Origin of the sequence: Aeromonas sp. 603607 (assembly GCF_049171595.1) — a bacterium.
Taxonomy (GTDB): domain Bacteria; phylum Pseudomonadota; class Gammaproteobacteria; order Enterobacterales; family Aeromonadaceae; genus Aeromonas; species Aeromonas veronii.
The window spans coordinates 147,744-160,840 of record NZ_JAAKOV010000004.1 but is presented as its reverse complement, the minus strand read 5'-3'; the positions used below and the strand labels follow the sequence as shown (position 1 = coordinate 160,840).

Here is a 13,097-nt window from a genome sequence, read left to right as displayed (position 1 = left end):
AGCTCGGCTGAAAAGCAGAGCCATTGCAGCAAACCGCGCGAACGAAGCAAGGGAAAAAGGGCGTAGCGGAAGAGAAAGGGACAAAGCGTGAAGAGGCATCCGGCCCGATAGGACGGGCCGGATGGAGGGTTCAGTGGGTACGCAGCAGTCGATGGGCGAGGGGCAGGGCCGCCATCAGGCGATAGGCCAGCAGAGACGATCCCAGCAGCAGCGGCACTTTGGCAATCTCCCACAGGATGGATGCGCCCTGCGGGCCGAACACGAAGAGCCAGACCACCAGCATCATGTGCAGGCAGTAGATTCCGAGCACTTTGGGGGCCTGGCGCTCAAGCCAGCTGCCCTTGCCCCACTCGGGGTTGGCCAGCAGCAGGCCAAACAGGCCGATAGCCCAGGGAAGGGAGCCGAGCAGGAAGTCGTGGCGGGTGAGCGGCACTGCGGCAAAGTGCTGCAGCGCCCAGGCTTCACAGCCATAGAGCGCCACGCCCGCCAGCAGTAGTTGCCAGCCGGTGCGGGCATCGGGCTGCCACTGACGCTGGCGCAGCAGGTCCCCGAGCGCCACAAACAGCAGGGAGAAGAAGGGGCCGTTACGGGTGAGCAGTGGCCACTCGGCGCCCAGCAGCGGCTTGGCATAGGAACCCCCCAGCAGCGCCAGTAGGTAAAGGCCAAGACCCAGCCAGAGGGCGAGCGATGGTCTGCCAAGCCGGTAGCAGAGTGCCAGCAGGGCCACCGCCATGACCAGGGCTGGCAGGAACCAGAGGTGGATCATGCCGCCCACCAGCCAGCCATTGAGGGGGTCGCCGAGCTGGAATTGCCACTGTCCGCGCAGGGAGGCCAGATAGCCTTGCTGCACGGCATCAAGCGGATTGAACGGCACCAGCAGGTAGACCAGACTCCACACCAGCCAGAGTCGCAGCAAGGGGCGGCAGTAGCGCCAGGCCACGGTCAGCGGCGCCTCGCGGCTCAGTCTCGGCTGCAGAAAATAACCGGCACAGAGGAAAAACAGCGGCACGGCAAAGCGGCATAGCTGGTTGATGGTGCCGCTCAGCCAGAGCCAGGATCCGCTTTCCCACAGGGCGGGATTGAACGGATTGGCGAAGGGGGAGACGTGAATGGTCATCACGGCCAGAATGGCCAGCACCCGCCCGCACTCGATACTGGAAATACGCATGGTGGCTCGTCGTTACAGGGGTTGTGATGGCACGCTAAAATTCTCGCTGCCAGGTTACAACCAATTGATTCTATTAGTGTGAATCACGCTGTTGAGTAGTTACATTTTGTAACGGGATGGTGGAAGGTGTTACCTGTAACGGGAGCGGGCTCCCGTTTTTTGGGCGCGCTCATGCAGATAAAAAAGCGAGGCGGGCGCCTCGCTTGGTTGGGGATCTCGAGCTTACTGGTGAGTTAGCATGCTGCTCTGGTTGGCGGCCAGGGTGGTTCTGCCCGAGCTCTCCAGCCAGGTTTTGATCCGCTTGGCGTCGGCGACCCGATCGTTGGTGGTCTCGGCATTGAGCAACACCATGATCACCGGCTCACGATTGACCTTGGTGCCCAGCACCAGACAGCGGCCCGCTTCGCGGATATAGCCGGTCTTGGAGAGAGTGAATTCCCATTGCCCTTCGCGGATCAACCGGTTGGAGTTGAGGTAGTGCAGCTGACGCTTGTTGGTGCGCACATAACTCTGCTCGTCGGTGGAGTACTGGCGGATCAGCGGATAGGAGGCCGCTGCGGCGGCGAGTTTGGCGAGATCCTGCGCGGTGGAAACATTGCGCGGGTTGAGCCCTGTGCTGTCGGCGTAGCGGGTATTCCACATTCCCAGCATGCGGGCTTTGGCGTTCATCGCCTCGACAAAGGCACGCTGGCCGCCGGGATAGTGGCGGGCCAGTGCCGAGGCGGCGCGGTTTTCAGAGGACATCAGGGCGATATGGAGCATTTCGGCGCGACTGAGCCTGGAACCGATGGCCAGGCGCGAGCCGGTCCCCTTGATGCGGTCGATGTCGGCATTGGTTACGGTGAGCATTTCGTTGAGGCGCAGGTTGGCATCCAGCACCACCAGCGCCGTCATCAGCTTGGTGAGTGAGGCGATGGGCATTACCCGGTTGCCGTTGCGCTCGGAGATCACCTCGCCGGTTCTGTGGTTGGCCACCACGAAGGCAGCCGAGCTGAGGTTAGGCACATCCCGTCGCTCGAGAAAGCCGCTGCTGCTCTTGCTGCTGGCGGAAAAGGGGTTGGCATGGGCACTGTCCATAGTGGCCGGCAGCATTACTGCGCCAAGCAACAGGGGAAGGAGGGAACGCATCATCATGATCAGCTCTACCGGACGAAATACAGGGATATCTCGCTAAGTTATATGTCGTGAACTGGCGCTTCACAATCATTCTCACCTTGATATTGATAATTTACGGCGTTGAGCGAGCTCTGACGGCGAGGAGAGCGTAAAAGAGGTCTCCATGGAGTCTTTTTTTTGCATTAAAACAATGGGCTGGCCGTGATGGCGAGCGGAAGCCGGTGCTAAAAAAAATCGGGACCAGAACGGTCCCGATTGGCATGGAGCATTGCTTACCGTTTAGTGGGCATCTTCCTGCTTTATCTTGAAGCGCATGGCGATCACCACGAACAGCAGCGGGCCAATGATGGTCCAGACGCCGGTGGAGATATCGCCGGAGATAAAGGGGGCGACCACGGTAAAGACGTTGCCGAAGGCGACCAGGATCAGGCTGATGATGGTGGCCAGCAGTACCGAGCCCGCGCTCTTGAAGAAGATCAGGTCCTTGCCCAGCGCCGGGTTGTTGCGATAGCGATACCAGGCGTAGATGAGGAACATGTAGGGCAGGGTCATGCCGACGTTGGTCATGGTGATGATCAGCTCATAGAGGGCGGCGGCCCCTTCCGGGTTGATCAGGGTAAAGATGGACTTGGCGGCAATGAACAGACAGACCACCCAGGCTTGCACCTTGAGGGCTTCAATGCGCACGCCATTCTCGTTTTCGCGTTGGAAACGCTCCGGCCAGAAGTAACTCGGGGTGCCGGTGATGAACTGGCGCAGTGGCGCGTAGGAGAGGGCGATAAAGGCACCCAGATAGCTCAGGAACATGCCCAATCCGGCAAAGCGCATGAACACCTGTCCCAGCCACTCGCCACCAAGATGGCGCCCCAGCTCCAGCATGATGATGAAGAGGGCGGAGAGAGAGGTGATCCCCTCGGCCGGGAAGTCGCTCCAGCGCATGATGGAGCCGACCGCCAGAAAGCCGATGATGTAGCAGAGCACGATGAAGGCGCCGGAGAGGAAGATGCCGCGCTTGAGGTCGCGCTCGGGATCTTCCAGCTCGTCAGCCACCCCGGCCATCGCCTCGACCCCGCCGTAGGCGAAGATGGCGAACACCATAAAGCCGAGGAAGGGGATGATGTCGTTGAAAGCGGCATTGGGAGAGGCTGCCAGTGATGCCTGGGTGAAGGGCTCCTGCAGAGTCATGCCGCTCACCGCGAAGGTGAAGACGCCGCCGACCAGCAGCAACACGTTGAGTGCCACCACTGAGAGACCGCCGATGGCCGCCACTTTGGCGAAGCGGGCGCTACCCAGGGTGATGAGCTTGGTGACGGTGGCAACCAGCGCGATGGCGACCACTCCCAGAATAAAGGGGCCGAAGTCGATGCCGGTGCCCAGGGTGACCGGGATGACGGTGATGTCGCGGCCAAACAGCATGAAGGAGAGGGGCACCCACATGGAGAGCGCCTTGCCAAACATCCAGATGACGTAGGAGGCGAACCACATGGTCAGACCGATAAAGGCGAATCGGGTCGAGACCGAGTGGCGCATCCAGGTAAAGATACCGCCCGCCTCTTTGCGAAAGCCGGTACCAAACTCAATCATCATCAAAATGAACGGGATGAAGAAAAACAGACCGCCAATGACGAACATCGGAATGGCGGCATATCCCATTCGGTAAAAACCGATCCCGATATTAGTGACGCCAAATACCGATGTTAATATCATCAATATAAAGGCGCCCAACTTCAGCTTTTTTGCCGACATATTAAAAACTCCCTGATGGTGCTGGATTTAAAATAATCAAAAATTAAACAGACGAAACCGGACCCATTAATAACGCGGTAGCGCCATGCCATCCTGCTGTGGCGGGCGCGATCAGGTCATCTCTGACCGGGCTGGCTTACCCGTCAGGCGGTCAATGAATGTATGGGCGGAGCGGCATGGTCTGTGCCATGCGCGGTATTGGTCAGCGTTGCCGAAAATTAACTGTGAACGATTTTATCATTAATGCTGCTGGGCAGGTAAGTTTCCCGAATGAAGCTGTGGTTGAAATAAACAGACCTGCCAGTTAATTGATACGTTGCGGATGTAAACATTTACGCCCGGGCCGACACTTATTTCCATTATTGGTATTCGGTATATTTGGCGGAGTGAATTACGCCATCCTGCCTGATAAATACGCACCAATGGCGACAGCGCTTATCCTCCCAGCCGGGTCAGCAGCACGCCGCCAGTGATAATGGCCGCCGCCGTCAGCCGCATGCGCCCGAGCGGCTCTTTCAGCAGCCAAACCGAGAGCAGCATGGCAAACAGCACACTGCTTTCGCGCAGAGCCGCAACCACGCCAATGGGGGCTTGGGTCATGGCCCAGATAACAATCCCGTAGGCGAGCAGTGACATGGCACCTCCTGCCATTCCCGCCATCGCATGGCGACGGATCTGGCGCCATGCGTTGCGTTTCTGGTGGACGAGCAGCACCAGCAGCATTGCCAGCCCGGTGCAGGCAAAGAGCCAGAGGGTGTAGCGTACCGGTTCACCCCCTGCGCGGGCGCCGGCCCCATCCGATAGGGTGTAGGTCGCCGTGAACATGGCCGTGATCAGGGCTGCACGAACTGCCTTGCTGTCAAGGCGTTGCTGCCCACCTCGCCAGGCCATCAGCAAGACCCCCATGATCAGCACGCAGGCACCGATGATGCCGCCGTAACCGGGGTAGTCCCCCAGCAGCAGGGCACTTAACGCCATGGCGAGCAGTGGGGCACTGCCACGGGCCAGCGGATAGATCTGGCCAAAATCGCCCTGATTGTAGGCATGGCTGAGAAACAGGCAGTAACCGATATGGAGCAGGACTGAGAGGCCGAGCCAGGGCAGCTCGGCAGCAGAGGGAAGCCCCATGGGTAGCAGCGCCACGGCGGCGATAAGCCCTGAGAAGATCGCCACCAGTGACACGCCCACCAGCCGCTCTTCGCCAATTTTGACCAGCGCATTCCAGCTGGCGTGAAGCAGGGCTGCCAGCAGAACGGCAAAAAAGACGGTGGTGCTCATGGGAAAAGGCTCTCGGGCGATGGGGGCCAACAGCATACCCGCCTGGAGCCTGATTGGCCGAGATCTTTATCAAAGCTTCGGTTTCTCGGGGTTCTTCTCCTGCTTGGTGGTGCTGCCCAGTTGCCCCAGCACCAGTTTGGGGTGGGGATCTGTCTGCAGCGGAATATCCTGCAACTGCGTTCCCTGCTGGTGGCGATGGATGATTACTGCGGCCATCTTGCCCAGCGCCTCGTAGCTGCTGATGGTGCCAACGCTGCAGCCGTGCTCGACGAACAGCTCGGCACTGCAGATGGTAGGGATGGCAGCTGCGTTGAGTGCATTCAGCAAACGGGGGGCGATGGAGAGCAGATAGCTGTCTGCGGCCAGAAAGACGATGTCGTTTTTGGCATCCTGTTGCAGCCGCTTCAACTCGTTCTCCAGTCGCTTTGGATCCGGTGCTATACGCCAGGTTGCGACTTGCCATTGGTAACCTTTGGCCGCGTTGATCAGCATGTCGGCCACCAGCAGGGTGTTTTGCTCCCGCGGGTTGAAGGGTAGCAGCAGCCGCTTATCCGATGGGAGGTACTTGCTGGCATTGGCCAGTTGCAGCGCCATCGGCACCATATTGCTTACCCCGGCGACCATGCTGTTCTGAGCCTTGTCCTCAGAGAGAAAACCTGCCCCGACAGGATCTGAAACCACATTGAATATCATGGGCTTGCGATTGGCGACCAAACTCTTTGTCATGGTGGTGGCTGTGGTACCGAAGGTGTAGATGTAGTCGTATTCGGCCAGTTTCGGCAGCATCTGCTGACGTAGCATGGTCGCCAGCGCCGTGCGATCCTGATTGGCATTGTAGACGGTGATGGTGGTCTGATAGCCAAGTCGGGTCAGTTCGGCCCGAAAGCCCGCCTCGGCGGCGGTTTCGCCACGCCACAGTACCATGGCGATATTGAGGGCGTGAGCGGGAAGAGCCAGCAGCAAGAGCAGGACGAAAAGCAGCCTGACCATGATCATCTCTCCGGCGATACATCTACTCTTGAGCCTAGGCCAGTTTGTGGTTTTCTGAGCAACAGCGACGAAAAAGCGCGATGGCAAGCCATCGCGCTTTGGGTATCAGAAAACCTCGATTAGAAGTCGTAGCGAGCAGCCAGCTGGAAGTCATCCTTGTTGGCGGTCGCTTTGCCGGCAACGCTGTCCAGATTGTTGATGCGGTACTCGCCGATCACCCGCAGGTTCTTGTTGAACTTGTACTGGGCTCCCAGGGTGTAGTAATCCACATTGTCTTTCTTGGTGCCAGCCTTGTCCTGCTCCTGTTTGTTCCACAGCGCCATCAGACCGAAGCCATTCTCGAAGTTGTAGCCCAGCGCGGCTTCCCAACCGGTGTGATCGGTGCCGGTCGCCAGGAAGTCGCTGCCATCGGCATAACTGAGGGCGGCGTAGGCGGCCTTGTTGTCAAACTTGGCGGAGATCAGCCACAGTTTTGCATCTTCTTCACCGCTCTTGTCGCGCAGGCCGACGTTATAGGCAGTACCCAGCGACAGGTTGAAAGGGAAGGTATAGGCCACGGCTGCTCCGTAGGCCGCGTCGCTATCCTTGCTGGTAGTCTCTTCGGTGTCACCACCGTCGAACTTGTAGCTGGTGTCGAGCTGGAAGCCATTGAACAGGCCGGAGTATTTCAGCACGGAACCGGCGCGGTTGGTGGCGAAGGTGTCGGTCTTGGCGCCCAGCGCGTCGTTGCCGTAGCCGTCGGAGAGGGAGACATCAGTCCAGTCGGCCAGGAAACCCGGGGCCCCCTTCTGGCGACCGAAGGTCACTGTACCCCAGTCAGCGCCCACACCGGCAAAGGCCAGACGGGTACGCAGGTTGTCGGAGCTCTCGCTGATGGTCTTCTCACTGTCGTTGATGTACATCTGAACTTCGTACTGGGCCAGCGCCTTCAGACCGCTCTGGATCTGGGTTTCAGCCTTGGCACCGAAGCGGACAAACTGGTTAGCCCCTTGCTTGGCGCTGTAATCCTTGGTGCCATTCGGGTTGGCGGTATCGACGTTTTCTTTCTTGTCGCCGAAGAATTGACCGGCGTAGATGCGGCCATACAGGTCCAGCATGGCGGTATCATTTTTATACACCTCAACGGCTTGCGCCTGGAAGGCGGCGGTCAGAGCCAGTGCCACTACAGTCAGCTTTTTCATCTTAATCCCTTGTGTTGCAAGCTTTTGTTTTGAAGACGGGGCCATCCTAGGGAAGATGCATGACAGCGGGGTGACAACTGGATGAAGAGTCGATGGCAATTGGGTTGCAATTGGATGAATTGGCTACATTTATGCACCTGGCAGCTACTTTTGTGCGCAAAGGTTTGCCCTTGTGGTAGAATGCCGCCCGTTTTCGAGCTCCATAGGTTGGATATGCGATGAGACGTGAACTGGCAATCGAGTTTTCCCGAGTGACGGAAGCGGCTGCACTGGCTGGCTACAAGTGGCTCGGACGTGGTGACAAGAATATCGCTGATGGGGCGGCCGTAGCGGCCATGCGCCACATTCTCAACCAGATCGAGATCGATGGTGAGATTGTGATCGGCGAAGGTGAAATTGATGAAGCGCCGATGCTCTATATCGGCGAGAAGGTCGGTACCGGACACGGCGACGCGGTGGATATCGCGGTCGATCCCATCGAGGGTACCCGCATGACCGCCATGGGTCAGGCCAACGCGCTGGCCGTGCTGGCGGTGGGCGACAAGGGTTCTTTCCTGAAAGCACCTGACATGTACATGGAAAAGCTGATCGTCGGGCCCAAGGCCAAAGGCGCCATCGACCTGGATCAGGCTCTCGAGCTGAACCTGAAGTCCGTGGCCAAGGCGCTGGGCAAGCCGCTCTCCCGTTTGACTGTCATTACCCTGGCCAAGCCGCGTCATGACAAGGCAATCAAGGAGATGCAGGGTCTGGGCGTGCGGGTGTTCGCCATTCCTGATGGTGACGTTGCCGCCTCCATCCTCACCTGTCTGCCGGACAGCGAAGTCGACATGCTTTATGGCATCGGCGGCGCACCGGAAGGGGTGATCTCCGCGGCGGTGATCCGCGCGCTGGATGGCGACATGCAGGCCCGTCTGGTGCCGCGTCACCGGGTCAAGGGCGACAGCCCGGAAGTGCGTGCGTTGGGCGAGCAGGAAATTGCCCGCTGCGAAGCGCTGGGCATCGACGTCAACAAGGTGCTCAAGCTGGAAGATATGGCGAAGAATGACAACGTCATCTTCTCCGCTACCGGCATCACCAAGGGTGATTTGCTGGATGGCATCACCAGCGATGGCGTGATGGCGACCACCGAGACTCTGTTGATCCGTGGTAAATCCCGTACCATTCGTCGTATCAAGTCGATCCATTACCTGGAGCGCAAAGACAGCGTGGTACGTGACATCATCCTGTGATGATGGCTCGCTGAACCGGCTGTGTTGTTTGAAGCCCGATCGCCCGTGCGGTCGGGCTTTTTGTTGTGCGCCAGCTACGTTTGTGCCGCCGCTTCGGCTATGGTGGTTCAGACCGTCTCAAAGGAGTGGAGTCTATGGAGTGTCGTAGTGGCTGCGCGGCCTGTTGCATCGCCCCCAGTATCAGCAGTGCCATTCCCGGTATGCCAGATGGCAAACCGGCAGGTGTCCCCTGTATCCAGCTCGATAGCGCCCTTGGCTGCAAGATTTTCGGTCAACCGGAGCGGCCGGCGGTGTGCGGCGGTTTTCGCCCCATGATGGATGTGTGTGGCAGCCATCGCGCCGAGGCCATCTGGCTGATCGGCGAGCTGGAGCGGCTCACCACCTGACGAGGGCAGGGCGAAAAGATAAAAAAAGAGGCCGCATCATGCGGCCTCTCGCGTTTCTTTTCGCCGGGGATCAGATCCCCGCCAGCTCCAGTGCCTGACGATAGTATTCGTTGGCCTTGTTGGTGAGGCGGCGCTTGTCCATCAGCTGGCCGAGGGCGTGATAGGCGGCGGCGCTCGGCGCCCGCTCCACCTCCTGCTCCAGCAGCTTCTGGGCATCGTCCAGCTGACCGGCCAGCAGATAGAGCTGGGCCAGTGCGGTGTCCACCTCCGGTTGCCCCTGCTGTTTTTGCAGCAGTGCCAACAGCGGCTGGTAGCTGTCGAGTTTCAGCTTGGGCAGGCGAGCCAGCAGCTGCGGCATCGGCTGTTTGCGCAGCGCCTCCTGCCACAGGGTGGCGGCCTCGCCATCGGCGCCCAGCTGGCGCAGCAGATCGCCGTAGCAGGCCAGCAGTTCTGGCTCGAGGCGCAGTTTGCGCGGCAGATCCTGCCACACCGCCTTGAGGGTCTCGAGGCTGCCGGCAGCCTGTTGCAGGCGACCACACCAGGCTTGTTGCAGCAGATCTTCTTCCTGTTTCGGGGTCAGCTTGCCCACCTTGTGCAGCGCCGGGATCAGGTCGCACAGGGCGCTCCAGTCCTGACGGGCCAGATGCACCTGACGCAGCTGATCCAGCACCATGGGGTGGCGCGGGTTGAGGGCGTAGACCGACTCCAGCATCGCCAGCGCGGTATCGTACTGGCCCTGCTCGATTTGCAATTGGGTTTGGGTCAGGGTGAGCGCCAGCTCGGCTTTGGGATTCTCTTCCTGCGCTTTTTGCAGGTATTGATCCCGGCGGGCGTCGTCACCACGGGCCTGTGCCGCCTTGGCGGCGCTCAGGTAGTTGAGCAGCGGGGTATCGCTGTTGCTGGCCCCCTTGATCATCAGTTTTTCAGCCTGACTGTAGTGCCCTTCGGCCATCGCCAGGGTGGCGGCGACGGTCTGTTGATTGGCCTTGCGGCGGCGGCGCGAGCCGTACCAGCCGAGGGTCTTGCGGCGCAGGCCGAATACCCGACCCAGCAGCCACTCGACGATCAGCAGGGCGCCGTAGAACAGCACGGCCAGGATCACCGCGCTGGTGACGGAAGATTCGATGGTGTAATTGCCAAGGGCAATCAGTACATAGCCCTTGTTACCGGAGGCTTGCGGGCCAAAGATCAGCCCTGCGACCATCACGGCAACCAGAATGATTATACGGATCATGGTGCCCTCCTCAGCTGCTGGCCAGAATGCGTTGCAGGCGTTCGGTCAGCACCTGCTCCAGCATGGCCTGGGTCTTGAACTGGGCCGGATAGTCGATCTGGATCTGCTCACCCTTTAGCTTGTCGATCTCGCCCTGCATGTAGCGGGTGGCGCTGTTGTCGGTGTCGAAATATTGGGTCAGCCAGCGCTGGGCCTTGTCCAAGCTGTCTTCGTAGAGCGCCTGCTGCTCGCGATAGACGGAGAGCTGGGCCTGCAACAGCTTGGTTTTGAGGTTTTCACGCAGGAAGATCTCCTGCTGCGGCGAGAGCAGCGCCTCGACCGCGCCATCGCGGCGACGGATGGTGACGAAGTTCTCGGTGAACTTGACCCAGTTCTTCTTCAGATTGCTCTCCCACTCGTCTGGATTGGTGCTGACCGCTTGATCCGGCTCGGCCTTGGCTTCCGGCATGCTGACGGTGGAGAGGGGCAGCAGCTCGATCTGGTCGGACAGTGCCGCCAGCTTGAGGGTCAGTCCCTCGCGGTCGATGCGCGGCATCCCCTTGAGCTTGGCGATATCCTCGGCCAGCGCCTTGCGGATCGGCATCAGGCTGGGGTCGTTGAGGGCGGCGATCCGCTCGTCGGCATTGCCGAGCAATGTGATGGCGGAGACGAGGTCATGCTCCAGCCACAGTTTGCGACCCGCCATCCGAACCAGATACTCGGATTCGGCCAGCATCCAGTCGTTGGGGCGTTTATCGTTGAGATCCAGTACCCGGTTCTGCAGACCCTGCATCTCCCCTTGCAGCCGCTGCTGGGTTTGATCCAGCGCGGCCAGCTGCTCGGCATCCTTGCTGCTGGTCTGGTCGATCTTGCTCAGGGCGCTCGCCAGCTGCTGCTTGAGCTGGGCCAGTTCGGCTTGCTGGGCCACGGCATTCTTGTGACCGTGCAGATAGAGACCGCCGGTCAGGCCAAGGGCCAGCAGGATGGCGACCCCTCCCAGTACGGCACCGGAGCGGCTCTTGCTGCCATTGACCGCAGCGGTCGGCTGGGGTTTTACCTGGGATTCTTGTTGTTCTGTCATTCCATCTTCCTCAGTTCCAGTGCGGCCGTCAGGGCCTGGTTGGATGCACCTTGGGCAATCGTGATATGGATAAAGCCCGCGGAGTGGGCCATCTCGGCCACTCGCGGGCTGGGGACCACCAGCAGGCGGTCAAAAAGCCAGGGCCGCTGGTGGTCGGGAACCAGCTCCAGCAGCCGTTGCAGCAGTTCACCACTGGTAATGAGCAGGCTGTCCAGCCCCGCTGCCTGCCAGTGGCGGGTCAATGTCTCCCCGTCTAGCTCGGGGTAGTGGCGTTCATAGGCCGCACAATAGTGCACCAGAGCACCGCGTGAGGCCAGTGTGCTGGCGATGAGATCCCGCCCGCCATTGCCGCGCAGGATCAGTACCCGTTTGCCTGCTACCTGCTGCAGGGCGGGCAGGGCCAGCAGCCCTTCGCTGCGCGGGTCATCCGGGCAGCTCGCCGTGATGCCGATGGCTGCAAACGCATCTGTGCTGGCCTGACCCACCGCAAAGTACTCAATATGTGGCCAGGTCTGACCAGTTTGCAACAGAAAATCGTGTGCAAAATGAACGGCATGGATGCTGACGGCGATAACCACGTCGGCACTGCGCAGCAGGTCGGGCAGGAGAGGGAGTTCGCTGCCCGCCACGGTTTCCAGCAGCGGGCAGCAGAGTGGTGCATGGCCGTGCTGGCGCAACAACTGCACCAGTTCGGCGGCCTGGGCGGCCGGACGCACCACCAGCGGGGTCATGCGCGGTAGACCTCGGCGAGGATCTCGTCGGCACCGGCGGCCAGCAGGCGCTGGGCCAGTTGCTCGCCGAGGGCCTCACCATCGGCCAGCGGGCCGCGGATCTCGTCACGGATTACCTGGCTGCCATCCGGGCTACCCACCAGACCGCGCAGCCAGATCTGCTCGCCTTCGACCAGTGCGTAGGCACCGATAGGCACCTGACATCCCCCTTGCAGGGCGCGATTCATGGCGCGTTCGGTCAGCACCCGGGCGCGGGTCTCGGCGTGCTCCAGCGGCGCCAGCAGGGCGTGAAGCTCAACATCGTCGAGGCGACATTCGATACCGACGGCACCCTGACCGTTGGCGGGCAGGCTCTGCTCCGGCTCGATAAAGGCGGTGATGCGGTGCGCCATCTCCAGTCGTTTCAGACCGGCGGCGGCGAGGATGATGGCGTCGTACTCACCGGCATCCAGCTTGGCGAGGCGGGTGTTGACGTTGCCACGTAGGTCGCGGATCACCAAATCCGGGCGCGCCGCGCGCAACTGGCACTGGCGGCGCAGGCTGGAGGTGCCGACCACGGCCCCTTGCGGCAGTTCGGCAATAGCTTTGAAACGGTTGGAAACGAAGGCGTCGCGGGGATCTTCCCGCTCGCAGATAGTGTGCAGACCAAGTCCCTCGGGGAACTCCACCGGCACGTCTTTCATGGAGTGAACGGCGATATCGGCCCGCCCTTCCAGCATGGCGGTCTCCAGCTCCTTGACGAACAACCCCTTGCCACCGACCTTGGCCAGCGGGGTATCGAGGATCTTGTCACCCTGAGTGCTCATGGGCACCAGTTCGACCTGCAACTGCGGGTGCAGGGCTTCGAGCCGGTCTTTGACAAAGTTGGCCTGCCACAGGGCCAGAGGGCTCTTGCGAGTGGCAATTTTCAGGGTTCGGGCTGCCATATCAATCAGTTGTTTCATTTTTAGAAGGAAATCGATATTACCACCCTTTGCC

At 60.4% G+C, this 13,097-nt stretch carries 12 protein-coding genes; 2 read left to right on the top strand and 10 right to left on the bottom strand.

The window, feature by feature from the left end; all coding sequences use genetic code 11:
- Positions 1 to 130 precede the first annotated feature (130 nt).
- The 6 genes from G5315_RS06220 to G5315_RS06195 form a co-directional block, all read right to left on the bottom strand.
- Positions 131 to 1,168 carry an acyltransferase gene (locus G5315_RS06220; RefSeq protein WP_266134537.1) on the bottom strand — a complete coding sequence of 346 codons (1,038 nt, stop codon included), beginning with the start codon at positions 1,166 to 1,168 and terminating at the stop codon, positions 131 to 133.
- A 222-nt stretch (positions 1,169 to 1,390) separates the two neighbouring features.
- Positions 1,391 to 2,302: a D-alanyl-D-alanine endopeptidase gene (gene pbpG / locus G5315_RS06215; RefSeq protein WP_005336410.1), complete on the bottom strand. Its 912-nt coding sequence runs from the start codon at positions 2,300 to 2,302 to the stop codon at positions 1,391 to 1,393.
- A gap of 261 nt (positions 2,303 to 2,563) precedes the next feature.
- The gene (yjeM, locus tag G5315_RS06210; RefSeq protein ID WP_421332730.1) at positions 2,564 to 4,030 is read right to left on the bottom strand and encodes a glutamate/gamma-aminobutyrate family transporter YjeM; all 1,467 of its coding nucleotides are present in this window, start codon (positions 4,028 to 4,030) and stop codon (positions 2,564 to 2,566) included.
- Between the two features lie 435 nt (positions 4,031 to 4,465).
- The gene (locus G5315_RS06205; protein ID WP_421332729.1) at positions 4,466 to 5,344 is read right to left on the bottom strand and encodes an EamA family transporter; all 879 of its coding nucleotides are present in this window, start codon (positions 5,342 to 5,344) and stop codon (positions 4,466 to 4,468) included.
- A gap of 33 nt (positions 5,345 to 5,377) precedes the next feature.
- A complete protein-coding gene (locus G5315_RS06200) occupies positions 5,378 to 6,298 on the bottom strand; it encodes an ABC transporter substrate-binding protein (protein ID WP_266134540.1) in 921 nt (306 codons plus the stop codon).
- 119 nt (positions 6,299 to 6,417) lie between these two features.
- On the bottom strand, positions 6,418 to 7,479 hold the full coding sequence (locus tag G5315_RS06195; protein ID WP_421332728.1) for a porin: 1,062 nt from the start codon (positions 7,477 to 7,479) through the stop codon (positions 6,418 to 6,420).
- A 218-nt stretch (positions 7,480 to 7,697) separates the two neighbouring features.
- Between G5315_RS06195 and glpX the strand changes: the two genes are divergently transcribed.
- Together glpX and G5315_RS06185 are read left to right on the top strand one after the other, a co-directional pair.
- The gene (gene glpX / locus G5315_RS06190; protein ID WP_005336386.1) at positions 7,698 to 8,708 is read left to right on the top strand and encodes a class II fructose-bisphosphatase; all 1,011 of its coding nucleotides are present in this window, start codon (positions 7,698 to 7,700) and stop codon (positions 8,706 to 8,708) included.
- Between the two features lie 134 nt (positions 8,709 to 8,842).
- Positions 8,843 to 9,094 carry a YkgJ family cysteine cluster protein gene (locus tag G5315_RS06185; RefSeq protein WP_005336384.1) on the top strand — a complete coding sequence of 84 codons (252 nt, stop codon included), beginning with the start codon at positions 8,843 to 8,845 and terminating at the stop codon, positions 9,092 to 9,094.
- Between the two features lie 70 nt (positions 9,095 to 9,164).
- On the opposite strand, the gene G5315_RS06180 is transcribed toward G5315_RS06185, so the two are convergent.
- From G5315_RS06180 to hemC, 4 genes are read right to left on the bottom strand one after another with little or no spacing between them, the layout of a single operon-like run.
- Positions 9,165 to 10,328 (bottom strand): heme biosynthesis HemY N-terminal domain-containing protein, encoded by a 1,164-nt coding sequence (locus G5315_RS06180; protein ID WP_100646922.1) that lies wholly within the window; start codon positions 10,326 to 10,328, stop codon positions 9,165 to 9,167.
- A gap of 10 nt (positions 10,329 to 10,338) precedes the next feature.
- A complete protein-coding gene (locus G5315_RS06175; RefSeq protein WP_005336380.1) occupies positions 10,339 to 11,388 on the bottom strand; it encodes a uroporphyrinogen-III C-methyltransferase in 1,050 nt (349 codons plus the stop codon).
- On the bottom strand, positions 11,385 to 12,119 hold the full coding sequence (locus G5315_RS06170; RefSeq protein ID WP_106843458.1) for a uroporphyrinogen-III synthase: 735 nt from the start codon (positions 12,117 to 12,119) through the stop codon (positions 11,385 to 11,387). Before G5315_RS06170 ends, G5315_RS06175 begins: the two co-directional genes overlap by 4 nt.
- The gene (gene hemC, locus G5315_RS06165; RefSeq protein WP_139740585.1) at positions 12,116 to 13,045 is read right to left on the bottom strand and encodes a hydroxymethylbilane synthase; all 930 of its coding nucleotides are present in this window, start codon (positions 13,043 to 13,045) and stop codon (positions 12,116 to 12,118) included. Before hemC ends, G5315_RS06170 begins: the two co-directional genes overlap by 4 nt.
- Positions 13,046 to 13,097 lie beyond the last annotated feature (52 nt).

Excerpts from the sequence above, each read along its gene's own strand:
- G5315_RS06220 (WP_266134537.1), bottom strand. The coding sequence starts at position 1,168 with ATGCGTATTTCCAGTATCGAGTGCGGGCGGGTGCTGGCCATTCTGGCC.
- pbpG (WP_005336410.1), bottom strand. The coding sequence starts at position 2,302 with ATGATGATGCGTTCCCTCCTTCCCCTGTTGCTTGGCGCAGTAATGCTG.
- yjeM (WP_421332730.1), bottom strand. The coding sequence starts at position 4,030 with ATGTCGGCAAAAAAGCTGAAGTTGGGCGCCTTTATATTGATGATATTA.
- G5315_RS06205 (WP_421332729.1), bottom strand. The coding sequence starts at position 5,344 with ATGCTGTTGGCCCCCATCGCCCGAGAGCCTTTTCCCATGAGCACCACC.
- G5315_RS06200 (WP_266134540.1), bottom strand. The coding sequence starts at position 6,298 with ATGGTCAGGCTGCTTTTCGTCCTGCTCTTGCTGCTGGCTCTTCCCGCT.
- G5315_RS06195 (WP_421332728.1), bottom strand. The coding sequence starts at position 7,479 with ATGAAAAAGCTGACTGTAGTGGCACTGGCTCTGACCGCCGCCTTCCAG.
- glpX (WP_005336386.1), top strand. The coding sequence starts at position 7,698 with ATGAGACGTGAACTGGCAATCGAGTTTTCCCGAGTGACGGAAGCGGCT.
- G5315_RS06185 (WP_005336384.1), top strand. The coding sequence starts at position 8,843 with ATGGAGTGTCGTAGTGGCTGCGCGGCCTGTTGCATCGCCCCCAGTATC.
- G5315_RS06180 (WP_100646922.1), bottom strand. The coding sequence starts at position 10,328 with ATGATCCGTATAATCATTCTGGTTGCCGTGATGGTCGCAGGGCTGATC.
- G5315_RS06175 (WP_005336380.1), bottom strand. The coding sequence starts at position 11,388 with ATGACAGAACAACAAGAATCCCAGGTAAAACCCCAGCCGACCGCTGCG.
- G5315_RS06170 (WP_106843458.1), bottom strand. The coding sequence starts at position 12,119 with ATGACCCCGCTGGTGGTGCGTCCGGCCGCCCAGGCCGCCGAACTGGTG.
- hemC (WP_139740585.1), bottom strand. The coding sequence starts at position 13,045 with ATGGCAGCCCGAACCCTGAAAATTGCCACTCGCAAGAGCCCTCTGGCC.